At 51.2% G+C, this 18,451-nt stretch carries 18 protein-coding genes; 6 read left to right on the plus strand and 12 right to left on the minus strand.

Going from position 1 to position 18,451, the window contains the following annotated elements:
• Positions 1 to 3 precede the first annotated feature (3 nt).
• From IOQ59_RS02470 to IOQ59_RS02515, 10 genes are all read right to left on the minus strand, one after another.
• Entirely contained in the window at positions 4 to 495 is a 492-nt protein-coding gene (locus IOQ59_RS02470) for a hypothetical protein (RefSeq protein WP_228050638.1), read from the minus strand.
• 349 nt (positions 496 to 844) lie between these two features.
• Positions 845 to 1,987 (minus strand): glycosyltransferase, encoded by a 1,143-nt coding sequence (locus IOQ59_RS02475; protein ID WP_193951679.1) that lies wholly within the window; start codon positions 1,985 to 1,987, stop codon positions 845 to 847.
• On the minus strand, positions 1,984 to 2,742 hold the full coding sequence (locus IOQ59_RS02480) for an acyltransferase (RefSeq protein ID WP_193951680.1): 759 nt from the start codon (positions 2,740 to 2,742) through the stop codon (positions 1,984 to 1,986). The genes IOQ59_RS02475 and IOQ59_RS02480 overlap by 4 nt, the downstream gene beginning before the upstream one ends.
• A complete protein-coding gene (glmS, locus tag IOQ59_RS02485; RefSeq protein ID WP_193951681.1) occupies positions 2,735 to 4,540 on the minus strand; it encodes a glutamine--fructose-6-phosphate transaminase (isomerizing) in 1,806 nt (601 codons plus the stop codon). The genes IOQ59_RS02480 and glmS overlap by 8 nt, the downstream gene beginning before the upstream one ends.
• 77 nt (positions 4,541 to 4,617) lie before the next feature.
• Positions 4,618 to 5,994, minus strand: a complete 1,377-nt coding sequence (locus tag IOQ59_RS02490) for an O-antigen ligase family protein (protein WP_193951892.1) — start codon at positions 5,992 to 5,994, stop codon at positions 4,618 to 4,620.
• Between the two features lie 33 nt (positions 5,995 to 6,027).
• Positions 6,028 to 7,458 carry a lipopolysaccharide biosynthesis protein gene (locus IOQ59_RS02495; protein ID WP_193951682.1) on the minus strand — a complete coding sequence of 477 codons (1,431 nt, stop codon included), beginning with the start codon at positions 7,456 to 7,458 and terminating at the stop codon, positions 6,028 to 6,030.
• Positions 7,459 to 7,744: 286 nt separating this feature from the next.
• Positions 7,745 to 8,722 carry a DUF4114 domain-containing protein gene (locus IOQ59_RS02500; RefSeq protein ID WP_193951683.1) on the minus strand — a complete coding sequence of 326 codons (978 nt, stop codon included), beginning with the start codon at positions 8,720 to 8,722 and terminating at the stop codon, positions 7,745 to 7,747.
• A 106-nt stretch (positions 8,723 to 8,828) separates the two neighbouring features.
• Complete coding sequence (locus IOQ59_RS02505; protein WP_193951684.1) at positions 8,829 to 9,320, minus strand: hypothetical protein; 492 nt, start codon at positions 9,318 to 9,320, stop codon at positions 8,829 to 8,831.
• Positions 9,235 to 10,152 (minus strand): archaeosortase/exosortase family protein, encoded by a 918-nt coding sequence (locus tag IOQ59_RS02510; protein WP_193951685.1) that lies wholly within the window; start codon positions 10,150 to 10,152, stop codon positions 9,235 to 9,237. The genes IOQ59_RS02505 and IOQ59_RS02510 overlap by 86 nt, the downstream gene beginning before the upstream one ends.
• Positions 10,149 to 11,201: a glycosyltransferase family 4 protein gene (locus tag IOQ59_RS02515; protein ID WP_193951686.1), complete on the minus strand. Its 1,053-nt coding sequence runs from the start codon at positions 11,199 to 11,201 to the stop codon at positions 10,149 to 10,151. The genes IOQ59_RS02510 and IOQ59_RS02515 overlap by 4 nt, the downstream gene beginning before the upstream one ends.
• 283 nt (positions 11,202 to 11,484) lie before the next feature.
• On the opposite strand from IOQ59_RS02515, the gene IOQ59_RS02520 reads away from it, so the two are divergent.
• Positions 11,485 to 12,432, plus strand: a complete 948-nt coding sequence (locus IOQ59_RS02520) for an NAD-dependent epimerase/dehydratase family protein (RefSeq protein WP_193951687.1) — start codon at positions 11,485 to 11,487, stop codon at positions 12,430 to 12,432.
• A 22-nt stretch (positions 12,433 to 12,454) separates the two neighbouring features.
• Here IOQ59_RS02520 and IOQ59_RS02525 read toward each other — a convergent pair whose 3' ends face one another.
• The gene (locus IOQ59_RS02525; RefSeq protein ID WP_193951688.1) at positions 12,455 to 13,612 is read right to left on the minus strand and encodes a benzoate/H(+) symporter BenE family transporter; all 1,158 of its coding nucleotides are present in this window, start codon (positions 13,610 to 13,612) and stop codon (positions 12,455 to 12,457) included.
• Positions 13,613 to 13,757: 145 nt separating this feature from the next.
• Between IOQ59_RS02525 and IOQ59_RS02530 the strand changes: the two genes are divergently transcribed.
• Entirely contained in the window at positions 13,758 to 14,333 is a 576-nt protein-coding gene (locus IOQ59_RS02530; RefSeq protein ID WP_193951689.1) for a helix-turn-helix domain-containing protein, read from the plus strand.
• Between the two features lie 38 nt (positions 14,334 to 14,371).
• On the opposite strand, the gene IOQ59_RS02535 is transcribed toward IOQ59_RS02530, so the two are convergent.
• Positions 14,372 to 15,286, minus strand: a complete 915-nt coding sequence (locus IOQ59_RS02535) for a LysR family transcriptional regulator (protein WP_193951690.1) — start codon at positions 15,284 to 15,286, stop codon at positions 14,372 to 14,374.
• A gap of 107 nt (positions 15,287 to 15,393) precedes the next feature.
• Here IOQ59_RS02535 and IOQ59_RS02540 point away from each other — a divergent pair, with 107 nt between their 5' ends.
• The 4 genes from IOQ59_RS02540 (at position 15,394) to IOQ59_RS21685 (ending at position 18,443) form a co-directional block, all read left to right on the plus strand.
• Positions 15,394 to 15,975: a flavodoxin family protein gene (locus tag IOQ59_RS02540; protein ID WP_193951691.1), complete on the plus strand. Its 582-nt coding sequence runs from the start codon at positions 15,394 to 15,396 to the stop codon at positions 15,973 to 15,975.
• Between the two features lie 105 nt (positions 15,976 to 16,080).
• Positions 16,081 to 17,298: a Bcr/CflA family multidrug efflux MFS transporter gene (locus IOQ59_RS02545; RefSeq protein WP_193951692.1), complete on the plus strand. Its 1,218-nt coding sequence runs from the start codon at positions 16,081 to 16,083 to the stop codon at positions 17,296 to 17,298.
• Positions 17,299 to 17,383: 85 nt separating this feature from the next.
• Positions 17,384 to 17,929, plus strand: a complete 546-nt coding sequence (locus tag IOQ59_RS02550) for a DUF2878 domain-containing protein (protein WP_193951693.1) — start codon at positions 17,384 to 17,386, stop codon at positions 17,927 to 17,929.
• Complete coding sequence (locus IOQ59_RS21685; RefSeq protein ID WP_193951694.1) at positions 17,922 to 18,443, plus strand: chalcone isomerase family protein; 522 nt, start codon at positions 17,922 to 17,924, stop codon at positions 18,441 to 18,443. Before IOQ59_RS02550 ends, IOQ59_RS21685 begins: the two co-directional genes overlap by 8 nt.
• The last annotated feature ends 8 nt before the right edge of the window (positions 18,444 to 18,451 follow it).

Here is an 18,451-nt window from a genome sequence, read left to right on the forward strand (position 1 = left end):
ATCCTACTCAGACTCTGAGACGCGGATCTGGTCCGGCTCGAGTGTGGGTTGCAGGGAAATAGCGGTTGTATGCGTACGTTTTTCCAGAAAGCGACTCACTTTTATGCATCGCGAAACTGCGACTGATGCTGCAGTGACAGGGTCAGAAGTGGCCGAGGGCGCGCAATCAACCTGCAATGTTTGACTGGGTCGTGTATTGGCGTAGCGATTCAGGGCATCTTGTTGGCTGGCTGTGAGTTCAAGGCTGCGGCTGGTGAAGCGAAGTTCCAACGTCTTTTCGGTTTGTCCATTGGGCTGCGCAGACTGGCCCCGAGCACGCGACAGCATTTCAGATATGCTAATGGCTCCGGCTTGGCTGGATTGCTCGGCGTCTGCAGCCTGACGGGTGATCAGGTTGAGATCCGGAGTTTGTAAGGTGGTTGCACAGCCGGATGCCAGAGCAACGGTGCTGGTAAGTGCTGCGAATCGGATAGCTCTGATCAGGGCGGACATCATTATCTTTCTCCGTAGTAAGCCTGCATACGTGCAGCGATTGGAAAAGAGATCGCAAAGTCCGGGCCAGAATCGAATTTAGATGTTGTTCAATATGCGAGAACCCTTATAAAACGGGCACTTCAGGATAGTTTGTAAACTTGAGGTAAGTGTCTTTGTTAGGGTTGAAAGCGGATGAATGGTGCTAGATGACGTCTGATGTTCGATGAGCCTCTCAATTCGTTTCGCATTTTGCGAATAGCGGGGCGAGTTGCAGATTGAATGCTTAGCAGAATAAAAAACAGCCTGTATCAGACCCGGAATGTCCGATACAGGCTGAAAGGCCTGACCATAGATAGGGTGTTGCTCAGCCTCAGGCTGGGAGTGTTGAAAGTATGTGTTGCAGGTCTGTTGCGCGTTGAAACCAACTTTCCTGGGCAACGCGTGCTTTGCGTGCCGCCCGTTCACGTGCACGAAATTCCGGGCTGTGTCGATACTGTTGCTCGATCATTGCGGCAAAAACGTCGGCTCGGTTACTGATATGTATGAGGTCACGATAACCGTCGAGTGCAGGAAAGTCGGTTGTGATCACTGGGCTGCCAGCAGCCAGATATTCCCGAAGCTTGAGAGGATTGCAGGCGTCAATTTGTGCGTTGCGCTTAAAGGGGAGTAGTCCTGCGTCCCAGTGTTGGCAATAACCGGGCAGTTCGTGATGGGGTTTGGCGCCCAGCCAGCGGACGTTGGGTTCTGCCAGCAGCATACTGATGTCGGTTTTTGCAGGGCCAATCAGGACAAAGGTCCAATTTGGCAAGCGTCGGGCAACGGCAGTAAAAAGCGACTGATCAAACCAGCCGGCGAGCGATCCGTAGAATCCGGCAACGGGTCCTGCAGGTAGATCGTTGGCGCGGGGTTTACGTTTCCCGAAGAGTTCCGTATCAACTCCGTGGGGTAACACTCTGGTTTTGTGACTCGGAAATTTGTTTGCCAGAGTGTTGCTGGCTGTGATGATCAGGTCACATTTGTCTGCTAATTCCTGCTCCATGGCCATGACCGGAGTATGGTCAACGCCGTCTAGAGCAGAAAAATCATCGCCACAATAGTAGATCGCTGCACGTTCGCCGAGCTTTCCTACCACATCCACGGCGGAGGGGAGGGATGTCCAGAGTAGCGGCTGACGATCACTTTGCTCAATCAGTGGGCGCAGTTTACGTACCAATAATGTTTGGTTGATCCGTCTGGCTGTATGGCTGCCTGGCCATGAGAGTGCGCGTGGCTGAATAATATGGGGCGGATGAGGTGCATTGCCTGCCGGTTTATTCATCGTGTGCTGGGTTAGCATCGCACGTGCTTTTTGGACTGCGCGTTTTAGATCCTGACGGTTGAACCGTGGGCGACGTAACCCTAGTGAATTGACCCAAACGATCTCCTGTTCAGTCATCAAGTGGTGGATCAGGTGCTGAGTGCTGCTTGGATGACGCCCCCAATCCTCGCCGAAAACCAGCATATCGATATTCATGCTGCACCTTTCCTTAGCTGCTCTGCGCCGCCGGTGGTGTCTGATTCTGCTGTGAGTGTCTTGATCACTTTGGCCGGTACGCCAGCGGCCAGAACATAGGCAGGCAGGTCACGCGTTACCACGCTACCGGCAGCAACAATCGTTCCTTCGCCAATCGTGACACCTTTCATAACGGTAACGTTTGAGCCCAGCCACACGTCCCGTTCCAGGATGATATCGCCGACCTGATCATCGGTGTCCGGTAATCCTTTTGCCCGGGCAATCGGGTCGACAGGGTGGCCTGGGTAGCCCGCAAGAAAACCACGTCCGGCAATGCGCACATTGTCACCGATAACCACTTTTGTACCTACGGCGATGGTGGTTTGCCAGCCAATCCCAACGTTCTTTCCGATCTTCAGGATGGGGGTCTCACGGCTGCTCCAGCGCCCGGAAAAGGTCGTATGGCCGGAGATTCTGCAGTCGTCGCTGATCTCAAGAGCAAGGCTGCCCTGGATCAATGGCATGCCGCCGTAAAGATAAAGTCGGCGACACGGTGCACTGAGACGGGTTTTGAACATCGGCGTCCAGTATGTGAACTGAATGAACGTGCTGAACAGGTTGCAAATCAGTTGGTGTGTGATCCTTAGCGGTGTGTAGATGAGTGGGATACTGGGCATCTCAACCTGACGCAGGTTGCCGTGCAGGCCTTTAATCGTCAGGGCGAGAGGGTGATCTGCGGTTTTGACCCATTGTTTGAGTGTCTGCAAATTATTCATATTCGGTCACCGGTTTAGCCAGGTTAAGAGGAAGGTCCATATCTGCACTTTTTGCACGAGCTGTGTGATAGGCAATGAGCTGCAATGCGGCAGCGTGCAGAATGGGACTGATAAGGGAGGGGATATCTGGGAGTTCTATCTTCTCGACGTGTGATTGCTTTACCGCGTCTAAGCTGACCTTGTCTGCGAGTAAGATAGGCTTGATCTCGGGCGCGCAAACACTGAGTGTATCTGTCAGTGTCTTGAGTGTGCGTTCATCCTGTGATGCCAGTGCCATGATGGGCATGTTGGTTTCAAGCAGGCTGATAGCACCGTGTTTCAGTTCGCCTGTGGCGATACCTTCAGCGTGGAGATGGCAGATCTCTTTGAACTTTAATGCACCCTCCAGCGCTAAAGGATGGCTACACCCATAGCCTGTTAAAATGAGATGGCTATATGCGGCGAGTTGCTGACCTATACGTTGATAATGGGTTTCATCTGCGATCACCTGTTCGAGCATGGCCGGAAGGGTGAAAAGTAATTGATGTAACCGGGTTGCCGCTGATAGCTCCAGTAACTGGCGTTGCAGTGAGGCTTTGATGACCAAGTTGGCGAGCGCAGCCAGTTGGCAGCAGAACGCCTTGGTGGCAACCGTGCAGAGCTCTGGGCCTGCCTGAGTCGTAATGCTGTAATCTGCTTCGTGGCTGATACTGCTGTTCTGTGTGTTTACCACCGCGAGTACGTGCTGTTTCTGCTCACGGGCGAAGCGAAGCGATTGCAGCGTGTCACTCGTTTCTCCGGACTGTGAAAGAATGATCGTGACGCCATTGGGTTTGAGTAGTGGGGGGCTGTATCGAAACTCTGATGCGATCAGCGCATCTACCGGGAGTGCGGCATAGGTTTCAAACCAGCTTTTTGCGATCAGTGCTGCGTGATAAGAGCTGCCGCTAGCAATGATTGTTAGGCGCTCAGCATCGAAAAGCGATAGCGGCAATGTTTGTAGCTGACGCTGTGTTGCGTTTAACGTACGCGAGATCGCTTCAGGTTGCTCATGAATTTCGCGATGATAAAACACCTGATTTGTTTGGTTATGCAAACGGGTGCTTTGAATTCGTTCCTGTATATGCCGGCGCACCTTCCGTCCGCTTTTTTCTCGTATGCTGAGCCGATCAGTACTGATCCGGACCTGATCGCCATCTTTCAGATACAGAATGCGATTAAACTGATCGCCTAAAGCGCGCTCATCTGATGAAAGTCCAGAGCTCTGTCGTCCAATGCCCAGAACCAGAGGGCACCCACGTTGGGCGGCATAAAGATGGGAAGGGTCTGATCGGAACATAACCGCGACTGAAAACGTGCCATATGCCCGCTCAACCGCCCGGTTGAGCGCTTGTTCAGGATCATATCCGCGTCGCAGAAAGAGGCTGATCAGTTGAGGGAGGATTTCAATGCTGGGTGTATCTGAAAACGTGATACCTTCCGTTTCCAACCAGAACTGCAGGCTGCACAGATTATCGATCGAACCATGTTGGACGAGTGTCACATCTGCATTGATACCAGCGGTCGTTGCAAAAGACTCGGTATGTTTCTCCATATCCCAACGCCCGTGGCCGATGCCGGATACACCGGTGAGGCTGCTCTCAACGATTTGATCACCTAACAGCGCCAAATCATCACCGTGTTTCAGAATCCGAATCCCGGAGGGTGTCGTGATAGCGACGGCAACAGAATTGAAATCGGTATCCTGAATCTGGCTCAGACTGCTGAGCATTTCGGGCATTACATTCTGATGACCTATAAAGCCTAAAATTCCACACATCCTAAGTCTCCTTTTGTGTTGTAAGTAAGATGTTGCAGAAGCCATGCCAGAATTTAACTGATTGATTATTAAGTGTTTTATTGTTTTTTGTTATGTGGTTTCTCATTTTGAGACGCGTGCTGAGAATGCTTGCTACTGAATTGCGAAAGGGCGACTGCTAAAGCCAGTAGGATGTAGATGGGCCATGTGAAGCCCATTGTTAGAAAGGTACCCGATACGCAGAACCCGACGAGTCCCGCTTGTACGGACTGAGCACATGCATACAGACAGGGGCGATAGTAAGTCGCGCAGGAAGGAGAGAAGCTACGGGTGGTCTTAAGTCCGATACGGGCGATCAGAATGATCATCGTGACAAACATGCCTATTCCCAGCAGGCCGGTTTCAGCCATGACACCAAACCATGTGCTGTGTACTGCATGGTTTTTCCCATCCCAATGGGGGCTGTAGTCAAAGTAGTTGGATATAAAGTTATTAATTCCAACGCCGGTTAGTGGATGATGTATCGCCATACCCATAGCGGCTTGCCAGGCATAGATACGCCCCATGGCAGATTCGTCGATGCCTTCCTCATGAGCGCCACCCGATGCACGGTCGCTCACTCCCGCCAGGACAAATAACAACCCTAGCGCGGCTCCGCCCACGCTGATGAGTAATGCTTTGTTTTCTATACGACGCCAGGCGAATACACCGCTGACGGCACAGATGCCGAGTAATCCACCACGGCTTTGGGTGGCCACGATGGCACAGATAACAATGATAAATGTGATCAAGCCCAGTAATTTCCAGAGGCGACCGAGTTCAGGTGTTAAAAGCATGGCGAGTGCAAAACTGGCGGGGAACAACAGGACCAGGGAAAGATCATTTGGGTCACCTAGCATGGAGCCTATACTTCGCCCAATCGTCACACGGGTACCTTCTACCAACTCCAGTCCATTACTTTTGTTGTGCAATGCGACTAACCCGACAGCGATACCGCTTACTGCCATGGCGGCGAGTACTGCGCGAAATTGTGACTCTTTTTGTAGTAGCCAACTGATGGCAAACACCATCGCCGCGATTTTGACGTAAGTGCCTGTCAGGCTGCTCATCGCAGCACTTCTGTTAGTAGCAAGCAACGCACCGATAACAACCAACAGAAAGAACACACTAAAAACCGCCAGTTCGCGACTCCAGAATACGGTTATACGCCGTGTGGCCAGATTGACGAATAGCGAGCCCAGCGTGCCAATCGCCAACAGTTGAGGAATGCGCAGCGGGTAAAGTTGTGGAAATACTTCATGCAGACGGAAGAACGAAAACGCAATAAAGGCCAAACAGAGTAGAAAGGGCATCTGCAGGCCTGCCACCAGCAGCAGTGGTAAAAAGGCCACTGCTGCGACAGCTGGATGTGGCAGAAACCACCAGACCAGCGCGAGTAACAGTGTTAGTCCGGTTGAGACGCTGGCCTGTGACATTCTTCCGTTGGGTGAAGGGGCAATCACGGGGTGTTACCCCTGTAGCACAGTGCTATGGCGTTTCAGTGGGATCAGGCCCAGCATCACTGATGTGATTGCAAAACTGAGCAGCGCTCCCAGAGAAATGACGCCATTAAGCCAGGATAATGGCGATGACGGGATGACGATCAGTGCGATAAGACACAATAACAGCAGCAGCGTTAGACGACGGATGGGATACGGAAGCGATAACGTGCGTTGGCTGATGCGGTACATCATGATAAACCGCAGGGACAGCGCCAACGTGGTTGCCGCGATGGCCCCCCACGCATGGTATTCGGGAATCAGTATCAGATAAGCCACTAAGGCTACGGCTGCCGCGACACCATCGATCACGGCTGGACGAACGGTGTTGCTTTCACTCATCGCGCCAAATCCGAGTGTCGATGTGGCGTTGTGTAGCGCCGCCAGAGCCGCAAGCCACGGAATATACTGGATCGATTGATGGTATGCTTCCGGTGTTAATACACGCACTAATGTTGGACCTGTGGCTGCGATGATCAGACAGGAGAACATGGCGATTACGACTCCAATCGACGCAAACTGCGCGCAACGCTGTGGACCGTTGGCCTCTTGTAGGCAGCTGAATCGGCGAGCGTGCCACCATAGGTCAAATGGCTGGATAAATACCGCAGTGATCAGGCCAAACTTGGCTGCCAGCGCATACTGTGCCATCTCTGCTGTTCCTACCGCGTCCGCCAGAATCCAGCGATCAAAGCTACCTAATACGAATCCGGCCATACCTACGAAAATAAGTGGACCGCCATAGGCTGAATACATACGAAAACGCGTAAATTCAAAACGGATTCCGGTATCCTGAAGTTGTTTCCAGATCAGCCAGGCACTGAGGCATAACGCGGAAAGCAGGGTGCCTGTTAAAACCCCGATTACCCCAAAGCCCATCATCAGTAGCGGAACCGCGATAGCCACCTGCAGTGCGACGCGACCTGCAGTCCCTAACAAATAAAGCCATGGATTTCCCTGCATTCTCAACCAGGCAAGTGGTACCAGAATAGTGCCGACTAATGCCAGGCTGGCAAGGATCAGTCGGGTTTCAATGATGGCGATCTCGCCGGGTAGCAGTCGACTGATCTGTGAGGCAGCCAATTGCCCGATGATCAGCGCGAGCGCGCCCAGTGACAGTGCCATGCCAAAGATATTCGCGGTGGCTCGTCGACGTTCTACGGAGTCTTCTTCGCTGCCGGCAAACCGAAACAGTGTTTCGGCCAGGCCCATACCGATGACAATACTGAGCAGGTCGGCGAGTGTCTGTAGTACATCCAAACGACCGTAGTCAGCAGGTGTGAGGTAGTGGGTGGCTATGGGCACCATAATGAGCGCAAAGCCCTTGGACAGTGCTAGCGCGGCAGCATAGACAAGACTGTGCTGTAGGGCGCGGGGTAACTTGGTCAGTCGCGTAAGCATGGCTCCATCTCCTTAATCCTGACGATAAATGGATCATTGCGAAAAACAGGCCATGCATTTAAATCTACATGAAAACAATAAGTTATAGTGTTTTGTGGAAGTGGATTGTTAGGTTGGTTCTGGCGAGCGTTGAGGGATTCGCATTTTGCGAAACAGTTTGCGACTAGCGTGGTGTAAACAATTGCAATGAAAGCGGGTGCATTGAGAGAGTATTGAATAGGAAATAACTAAAAGGGGCCGGCAGAATGCTGCATACCGGCCCTGGTTTTCGATGGGTGATTAGGACTTACGCTTTCTTACCCGGTTTGCGACGACGGTACATCACCATCATGCCAAACGCCATCAGCGCCATTCCTGACATACTTTTCCCCATTGCCGGTGCGGGAGCGGCTTGCATATTTATGACGGTTTGAGTGGTCGGAACAAAGGCATACATGGCATCTACTGGATCGGTACGAATACGGAACACTGCATCATTGAAGTCATTGTCGCCATAGGGACGGACCAGATCTTCAAACCCTATAATGATATCGTTGTCGGCTGATAGCGAGTTCATCATCGCAACGTGGCGTGCATTTATGTCCGTATTGTCTGAGGTGGCACTGGCACTGTTCTCGGGGTTAAGAAAGTCTACTGTGTACATCGCCAGTGTATTCTTGTTGTTGTCCCAGCTATTTACCTTCTTACCTGACCAGGCATTTTGTAATACGAAGAAACCCATATTGGTTCCGTCGGAAAACGTTGTACCTCCTGTCATGTCGAAGTCGGTTCCATTTACATTGGTGATATTAGCTCCGCCCAACACTACTGTATCGCCAGCATTCAGGCTGCCGCCGCCGCCCGTTTCTGACACATTGTTAAAGATCATGCCTGCAGTGATACCGCTGACTGATGTCAGCTCTTTAATTGCCACGTGGCCATCGTTATTGGTATCAATATCGCCAAAACTTAAGCTGTCGAAGGTATCGTCGGCAAAGGTGAAATACCCCAGCGAGTTTCGATAGCCTGCACCCTCGTCAAGAAATGTGATCCCCACATGGGCATCCGACTGGAACGTAATATTGGGGTTATAGTCTGTGTTCAGATACTCCTGATTTACATTGGCGCTTTCAGGTAGCGCGTTTTGAACCTCTTGTACAAGGCCTGTGGGCAGGTCAATGTTGACCAGTGTGTCGGTTGCGTCGTCAGCGGCGTGAGCGCTGGTTACAAAACCACTGCTCAACAGTGCCGCCAAAGCGCTTCGTTTCAGATGTAATGTGTTCATTGGAATCTCCTTTTATAGAGTCAGTACTGAATACGATGTTGCTACTCCTTAGGTTTAAGGTTGGTATGAGAGGAAACCGCGGCCGAAAGCGGCTCCGCCTAATCTGTCAGATCTCTCTTAGCCTGAGTGCAGCGTGCTCAGCTAACGCGCAGTCACCTTGTTCTGCGAATGCATAAGGTTGTTTCTTTTCACCGCCAAAGGGTAGTCCCTGAAAGGCGCGCTCTTGAAATATGGTGAGTGTGTAGAGCAGCTGGGGGAACTCGGCATATATCCCACCCGAAAAAATGATTCCGTAACGCAGCTCCGGGTTATCAAATAGCCGAGTAAGTACTGCGCTCCCCTCAGCATTGCGATAGAGCGGTAGCAGGGCAATCGTTCCGCGACAGTGTGGGTGTCGAAAACTGGTTACGCGATAAGGTCCCTGGTTGGCTGCTGCAAAGCTGCCGACCTGATTCAGCCCCGGAACGTTAAACGTTACCGGGGTTACGACAGTGTGCGGTCTCTGACTCGCTTTATAGATGCGAGTCGCGGGTGCCAGTGTTAGAGCGGGAAACAGAATTATGAGCAGTAGGCTGAATGTAAGCTGAGGTGTCTTCATGACGCGTTCTCCATCGAACACAGAGCAAAGTACTGATCAGGCCCAATCCTTCATATATGCCGGCTCCCATGCCTTGATGGAGTAATTCATACCATTCCGGATCGAGCGCCATTAACGCTAAACGTAGGGCGTTCAAAGCGACTACCAGCATGGCGATCAGAATGATGCGCGTGAGATCGGTGTAGCGTACGTGTTGATGCACCATCTGGGTTAATGCGAGCCAAAGAAGAAGTGAGAGCGACAAGTTACCGAATGCAGAGCATCCCGTTAGGATGAGCAAGCTATAGCCATTTGGCTGAACAATCAGATTGTTGTTTACGACAAATTCCTGGTTAAACATCTGCAGCATGAGAGCGGCAATACTGGCATCAAAGCTGAGTATTTCGGATGAAAAGAGAGTCAGGCATACACGGCTGACAGGCTCTCTCAATGCGACTGCACAGACCAGAATGGTTACCGCGCGGCTGTAGTGGTCATGCCGAAAGGCTGAACGCCACAACAGGACGAGAACAGCGGCGATACACCAGCTGAGCGTTGCCAGTGGTATCGCTAGCATCAGGCTTAAAAGCAGGCACAACAGTAAAACGATATTGGGCGGCGTCGTACGATCAATATCACTGCGGTTATATAACCAAACCGCGATCGCAAGGCTTAGCCAGATAACAAAGCTCTGGCCGAAACCCTGCAGCAATGCATCGACAAATCCTGATACGCGAATATGTTCTATCGTCGCAGGCAGGATGGCGTTGAAGATGGCCAACGCTATTAGCAATGGCAATAACGGTGGCACTTTCAGGTCGCTGCTCTGGCACCCAATCAGTGTACGGATCATAGATGCCCCTTGTCTGGACTGATCCGAAAGTTGGACTGTGGGTGAAGTGACTGGCAGTAGAGGTCAACAATCCTGGGGCATACAACATCGCTGGAATATTCTCGATTAATACGCGCACGGGCGGCAGTTCCCATTGCATGACGTTGTTGTTCAGACAATGTTATCCACGTATGGATCGCTTGTTTAAAGCTGGCGTTGTCATCGGGGTCAATGAGCCACCCGTTCTGTCCATGAGCTATCAGCTGAGGTAATGCACCGAGAGAAAAGGAGACAACAGGGATGCCACGAGCCATCGCTTCCAATGCGACCAGTGGTAACCCTTCGCAACGGCTGGTAATACAGAGCAACCCAATCTTATGCCAGTGCATCTCCATGGTGACGTTACCGTTGAAATGCAGATGGGGTTCAGACATTTCCAGTTCTTTACGCAGTGGACCATCACCGTACACCTGAAGGTCGGCCTCTTTGGCAAACTGACGTGTCATGAGGGCGAATTGATCGGGGCCTTTTTCTTCTGATAGGCGTCCCACGAATGCGACCTGTTGCCCGGGTGGGGTGGGGATATGGTTTCCTTTCACAAAGTTGGGCAGCAGCAGTGACTGGGCCGGAAGTCGGTGCTTGATCTCTGGACTGACACAGATCGTTCCGCTGGCCAATACCGACGTGAATGCATCTAGCCAGGTGTAGAATCGCAACTTGCCGCTACCCACATCGCCGTTATGGTAGGTGGATACCACCGGTGTACGGCAGAGCTTGCCCACTAAACGCCCGATCAGTCCTGCTTTATATCCATGGGTTGCTAACAGGCAGTCGTGTTTTGTCAGTAGTTGGATCAGTGCTGTAGTGCCGTTTAAGGTGCGCGACTTGATATGCGCCGATGCCAATTTTTCCTGCAATGGATGAGGGTTGCCATAGCCACGAAGAAATACAATTTCAGTGCGATATCCATGTGACGCTAACCAGCGAGTGAGATTGAGGATGTGGCTTTCAATGCCCCCGATGGTGCGGCTATCCACCAGTTGAAATATTGTTTTTTGATGTAACAGCATATAGACCCCCTTGTGCTTTCTTATCTATAGAAGCAAACACGTGGCCAGAGCTTTATAACATCCTAAATATCAGAGGGTTAGGTGATCGTGGGCATCAAGTGTTGAGTCTGGTGTCTGTTATCGTGCGATTAATCCGCAGACTGCAACGACAATTCTCATTTTGCGATTCAATGTGATGCTAACAATCAATCGAAAATTTATAACATATTGAAAAATAAGATATAAATAGATTGGCCGCGCAATTGCTAGATACTCGTCAGACATTTGAGAAAAGGAGACTGACATGAGATATCTGGTAACCGGAGGATGCGGTTTTATTGGCTCCCATCTATGTGATGCGTTGATTGAAAGGGGGGATCAGGTACGTGTTCTCGATAACCTGTCGACGGGGTCAGTAGATAATTTGAATGATAAGGCAGAACTGGTATTGGGTGACGTTGCTGATCCCGCGATTGTAAAAGCGGCAATGGTGGAAGTGGATGGCTGTTTTCATCTGGCGGCCATCTCGTCGGTTGAGCAATCGGTCACTGACTGGATTGGTACACACCGGGTAAATCTGCAAGGAACGATCAACGTGCTGGATGCTGCACGGGCTGATGAAATTCAACAATCTACACCGGTGGTATATGCCTCTTCTGCAGCGGTGTATGGCGATAATGCGACCGTGCCTTTGGATGAACGTTCAACGCCTCGTCCGATCAGTGCGTACGGTGCAGATAAATTAGCCGGGGAATACCATGCTCGTGTGGCATGGCTATCTCATGGTATTTCTACCGTCGGACTACGCTTCTTTAACGTATATGGCCCACGACAAAACCCTGATTCGCCGTACTCGGGTGTTATTTCTATCTTTATCGATCGTCTCAAAAAGGAGCAACCGCTCACAATATACGGAGATGGGCGTCAAACACGTGATTTTATCTATGTAGATGATGTGGTGTGTTACTTGATGGCTGCGATGGACAAGCAACGGGGTGAAGCATCGGTGTACAACGTATGTACCGGCCAGTCTACGTCTATCAATCAGCTGGCGCAGGTGTTATCGATGATTTCGGGCACCAAGGTGGATGTTGAATATGCGACGGCTCGCTCTGGAGATATTGCGGTTTCATTGGGTGATCCAGGTAAAACTGTCAAGCGTTACAACATGACCTCTCAGGTTGAATTGGGCAAAGGGTTGCGCCTGATGCTTGAATCGATGCATCAGGCGTCTGAGGCAGAATCGACATAATCAAAGCGTTTGTGGACACCGCTTATCGGGTAAGCCGTTTAAGTTGATGAACGGTCAGGCCGAGAACAACGCCCCAGAACGCCGATCCAACCCCCAGTATTGTCAGCCCGGAGGCCGTGACCATAAAGGTCAGCAGGGCCTCTTCGCGTTCTGACTCATCACCCAAAGAGGCCGCCAGACTGTTGCCAATGGTGCCAAGCAGGGCGAGTCCCGCAATGGCGACAATCAGTGCGGTCGGAAACGCATCAAAGGCTGCCGCGACAGTGGCACCGAAGATACCGGTCAGGCAATAGAAAACCCCCGCCCAAATTGATGCAAAATAACGTTTCTGTGGATCGGCATCCGCTTCTTTACTGGCGCAGATCGCTGCCGTGATAGCGGCCAGATTGATGGAGAACCCACCAAAGGGCGCAAGAATGGCACCGGTAAATCCTGTCCAGCCGATCAGAGGGGATGCGGGTGTTTGATAACCGTTGGCGCGTAACACGGCTAAACCTGGCATGTATTGGGATGTCATCGACACAATAAACAGGGGTATCCCGACACCTATCAGTGATTGCAGTGAAAACTCGGGCATCATTAATACGGGTGTTGTGATTTGCCAGCTCATATTTTCAAAATGCATGGTGCCCTGAAAACCAGACAAAACGAGTCCTGCGGCTAAGGTCAGCGGAATAACGTAGCGAGGTAGCAACTGCTTCATAAGCAAATAGGTTGTCAGCATCACCCCCACCAGCAACAGCTGATCTTCCAGTGCAGAGAACATATTTAGACCGAACTGGAATAGCACGCCTGCGAGCATAGCGGTAGCTAATGAGGTGGGAATAAACCGCATCAGCTTGTCAAACCAGCCGGTGAGCGCACTTAAGGTGATCAGCACCGAACAGAAGATAAAGACGCCGATGGCCTCGTTCATCGATACCCCTTCAAGGCTGGTGACCAGCAGGGCGGCACCTGGCGTACTCCAGGCGGTCAGGATCGGTGCACGGTATTTGAGCGACAGTCCGATACAGGTGATACCCATCCCTAACCCTAGCGCCCATAACCATGAACTGATCTGTTCCGGTGTTGCGCCCGCAGCAGCAGCGGCCTGAAAGATAATGGCTGCCGAACTGGTGTATCCCACCAGCACCGCAATAATCCCGGCAGAGAAGCGAGATAGGTTGAGTAAGCCGAGCATCGGGTCATCTCCCTTAGGATGAAAAGCCACACAAAGCATCACTGTATTTTGTGCGTTATAACGTATAATTGGTCTGATACTATATGTGTGCGTTATAGCGCACAAGGTGTTTGTGATTGTTTAATCTTTGTGTGGAGTGATCTGTTTGGAAGATCGTAATCAGCATTTTGCTGTCACCCTGAAAGCAATTCGTAAAGCCAAGAAGTGGAGTTTGGACCGGGCTTCGCAGGCGACAGGCGTCAGCAAAGCAATGCTAGGGCAGATAGAGCGTGGTGAATCGAGCCCCACGCTAGCAACGCTTTGGAAGATCGCTGAAGGATTCGAGACAGCACTGTCGACGTTTATTGAACCTAAGCCTGCAGATAATCAGGATGCGCGCGTGCGTACGGCAACGGAGTTACGCCGTAAACCGGTGAGCGACGACATGCTGATGGCTTCGATGTTCACCTATGATGAACGCTTTGGTTTCGAGATGATCGAGCTGACTCTAATGCCTGGTTATGAGCGGATCGCAGATCCTCATGAACAGGGTACGACTGAGCACGTCATTGTGGTGAAAGGGGATATGGAATTATTGCTTAACGGGGAATGGCTACCGATGCCGGAAGGCTCAGCATTGCGTTTTGCGGCAGATTGTATTCACGGCTATCGAAACCTGAACGATCAGCCTGCGGTGTTCCACAATTTGATTCACCACGCAAAAATCAGTCCTGATCGGTAATCACATATAGCTGTGGTGTGTCACCCAGACCTCGCTTGTTACTCCGTTTGCGCAGCAAATAAACTGCGCACCCATCGACACATTGGGTCCTGATGATGGCGTTCGTGCCAGTACAGGTTGAATGCTGTGGGTTCTAAGTCGATTTCACTAGGCAGTGACTTATAGATAAGGTTTCGTCCTTGAATCACCATTGGCGCGATGATCTGAGGCAGGGCGACGATCAGATCGGTGGTTTCGCAAAAATAGGCGGCTGAGGTGAAGTTGGGCAGACGGGTCGTTAGCTGACGCGTTCGGTTTAATGTACGTAGGTAGTGATCAATAATCGCAGGACCTTCGTTGGTGATCGATACGTAACCGTGATAACAGTCCAGATACTTGTCTAAGGACAGCTCTGTATTTGCCAATGGGTGTTGGGCACTCATCATGCACACCATATGAGCGGTCGCCAGAGGCATCATTCGATATTGATCCTGCATGACAGCAGGGATTTTTCCGCTCAGGGAAAAGTGAACGTCTCCTGCTTCCAATAGGTCGAAATGATTCCGCGGTTCACTTCGAATATCCAGTGTCATGTTAGGGGCATGTTCGCGTAATTTTGCGAATAATTTTGGCAGAAAGGCGATCACCTCCAGATCAACCGCATAGATACGAACGGTGTCGGTGGAGGTGAGGGGGTTAAAGTTTTCTTCTGCCACTATCCGCTCAAGACTCTTCAGCAGCAACTTCAGTTCAGGCAATAGTCGTTCAGCGCGCGCACTCAGGTCATATCCATCCAACGTACGCACCAGTAGAGGATCTCCAAATGCATCACGCAGCTTCTGTAGCGCTCGGCTGACTTTGGGTTGGCTCATGTTGAGCTTTTCTGAAGCACGTGTGACATGACGTACTTCCAGCAATTCCAGCAGGATAATGAGCAGGTTCAGATCCAGGGTACGTAAATTCGGATTTCGCATGATGATTATCTTATTTATGCATTTTATGAATTAAGCAGGCGCAGATATGCTGGCTCCACATTAAAACGATTCCTCTTGAAGAATCTGAGTATACGGAGCACAAAATTATGTCTCAACAGGTTAAGGTCGCGGTCGCATACCACAGTGGTTTTGGTCATACCGAAGTCGTTGCACAATCGGTTGCTACAGGTGCTGAACAAGCCGGTGCGCAGGTCACGTTGGTGTCAGTCGCAGATGTGGATGAAATTGATTGGGACACGCTGAACGAAGCTGATGCGATCATTTTCGGTAGCCCAACGTATATGGGCAGTGTCAGTGGTCCGTTCAAATCCTTTATGGATGCGAGCTCTAAGATCTGGTTCGAGGGTGGCTGGAAAAACAAAATTGCCGCGGGGTTCACCAACTCCGCATCTATGAGTGGTGACAAACTTAACACCTTGGTACAGATGAGCATCTATGCCGCTCAGCAGGGGATGGTCTGGACGGGGCTTGCACTGCCTCCGGGGAATAACAGCAGTGAGGGCAGCCCGGAAGACCTGAACCGTTTGGGTAGTTTCCTTGGCCTGATGACTCAGAGTAATGCGGACCAGAGTGCAGACGAGGTGCCGCCAGCATCGGATCATCGTACTGCTCAGGTATTGGGTGCACGTGTCGCAGAAGCGGCTCAGCGCTGGCAGCAACCGAGTTAACCAACCGGCAGTAACGCAGACTGTCATCTGCCTGACAATCTGAGTGATGCTTGTTCTACCGGGAATTGAATATTCCCGGTTTCTTCGTCTATATGGAGCCGCACAGTGCCCATCTCACGTTCTCGTTTAACATTGATGTTAGCCATGTTGGTGGCGGTTACCCCGTTGGCGATCGATATGTATTTGCCGGCCATGCAGTTGATGGCAACTGACCTGAATGCGCCCATACACCACGTGGAGTTATCGATCAGCGGATACTTATTCGGTTTTGCGTTGGGGCAGATCGGTGGTGGGACGTTGTCAGACCGGTGGGGGCGTAAACCAGCAGTGACGCTGGGATTGCTGATCTTTTCAGTGACGAGTCTTGCATTGACGCACGTTGAATCAGTAGACGCCTTACTGGTTCTTCGGGTTGTTCAGGCGTTTGGTGGTGGTATCGCTGTAGTAAACTCCTCCGCAATTGTGCGTGACCTGTATTCGGGTAACGAGATGGCGCGTGTATTGTCGATGATCGCGATGGTCATGTTGATCGCGCCATTGGTTGCTCCGTTGTTGGGTGCACTGGTCACAGAGACGCTTGGGTGGAGGGTGATCTTTCTCACGTTGGCGGTGTATGCGGGGATGGTTGGTGTTTTGTTTTTATGGAGGGTTCCAGAAAGCAGGGCGCGTCCAACTGACGGCAAACGTCCGCGTATGTTTGCTGCGTATCTGCACGTGTTTCGTCATCGAGTGGCGATGACTTATGTTCTGGTTTTGTCCTTTTCATTCAGTGGCATGTTTGCGTTTATTACCGCGGCACCGTTTGCGTATTTAGAATACTTTGAAGTGAGCCCGACGCTGTTTCCTGTTCTGTTTGGCGCTAACATCATTACGATGATGTTCTGTGGCCGCATCAATATGCGCTTGCTGAACCAATATGGCCCGGACTGTTTACTGCTTGTTGGGTTAAGTCTTCAGTCCATTGCAGGGCTGGGGCTTGTGATTGTCAGTGTATGGGATGCCGGGTTGGGAATGATGGTGGTGCTCAATATGCTGTTTGTCGGGTCTCTGGGGTTGGTCGCAGCCAATGCGACCACGGGGTGTTTACACTTTTTCCCAGAGATGAGCGCCAGTGCAAACGCGGTGATCGGTGTTGTGGAGTTTCTTATGGGGGCGCTGGTGGGGCTGATCTGGACTCAGTTACATGACCATACGTTGGTGCCAATGGCCTCGGTAATGGCCGCATGTGCCTGTTTGGGGCTGCTGTCTCTGCTGAGTATGCGTAAAATTTTCCCGCATTCGAATGATGAATCTATTTCACTCACAACCTGTATTAAGCGTTGATCCAGCACCGAGATGACCTCGTAACAGTACACAGTTATTCCAGCGGAGGTGATGCCAATCATCTTCGGTAACGAGGTCATACACCATGTTTTTCACCGGTTTGTCTCAAATTTTCTGGGTTAATCTAGTTGGTTTCCAGATGGTATGGTGGCTCAGTATATTGGGTCGCGATCACACGCAAAGCGTTATTGTCTTCCTCCTCCTAATGCACTTTATTCTCCACGCCCGTCCTGCCCATGAAGCCAAAGTGATGTTGGCGTGCAGTGCAATTGGGTACTCCGTTGATGCGGCCCTGACATTCGCCGGCGTGTTCGTGTTTTATGAGCATGGCGGCGGTGTATATATGCCACCCCTGTGGCTCTTACTCCTTTGGGTTGGGTTCAGCGCGACCTTACGTCAAAGTCTGGTGTTTTTCGTTGATAAACTGCCTTTGGCTGCTCTTTGTGGGGCGTTGGCGGGAAGCCTGACCTACGTCGCAGCGGCGAATTTGGGGGCTGTAAGCTTTGGGTATTCCGTAACTGCCACCGCATACCTGTTGGCAGTGATCTGGGCCGTACTTTTCCCGCTGTTACTCTGGGTCAGCGAATTGTTGGGGGAGAGTCATGCGCTTCATGATGCCACGCATGCCTGACATTCATGTAGGCGCCCGATTTTCAATCGCAGTACTGATATGTCTCAGCCTATTCACGTTGACGGCAATGTCGGCGCAAGAACTGCCGCAGCAATACAAGCCCGTGGGTTCTGCCACGCTACGTGTGCTTTGGTTTGATGTGTATGCTGCGGAGTTACGCAGCCCTGATGGCATATATTCTGCGATGAAAGGACCGTTGCTGCTCAAGCTGACCTATCTCAGAGACATCAAGCGACAGAAGCTGCTGGATGAAACCTCCGCACAAATGAAGTCGGTAGATCCCGAACTTCGAATGTATTGGCTTAGTCAGTTGGAGCAGATCTGGCCGGATATAGGGAAGGGTGATCAACTGTCGTTCTATCTGGATCCTCGAGGGTTAGGACATTTTTACTTTAACGAAGGTTATATCGGGTCGGTTAATGATAGTCGCTTTGGGATTGAGTTTATCGGCATCTGGCTCGCAGAGGACAGCAGTTACCCTGATCTGGCACGCAAGCTGAGGGGAGAACTGTAAAATGTTTA

It is taken from the genome of Pontibacterium sinense (genome assembly GCF_015209595.1).
Lineage (GTDB): Bacteria > Pseudomonadota > Gammaproteobacteria > Pseudomonadales > Balneatricaceae > Pontibacterium > Pontibacterium sinense.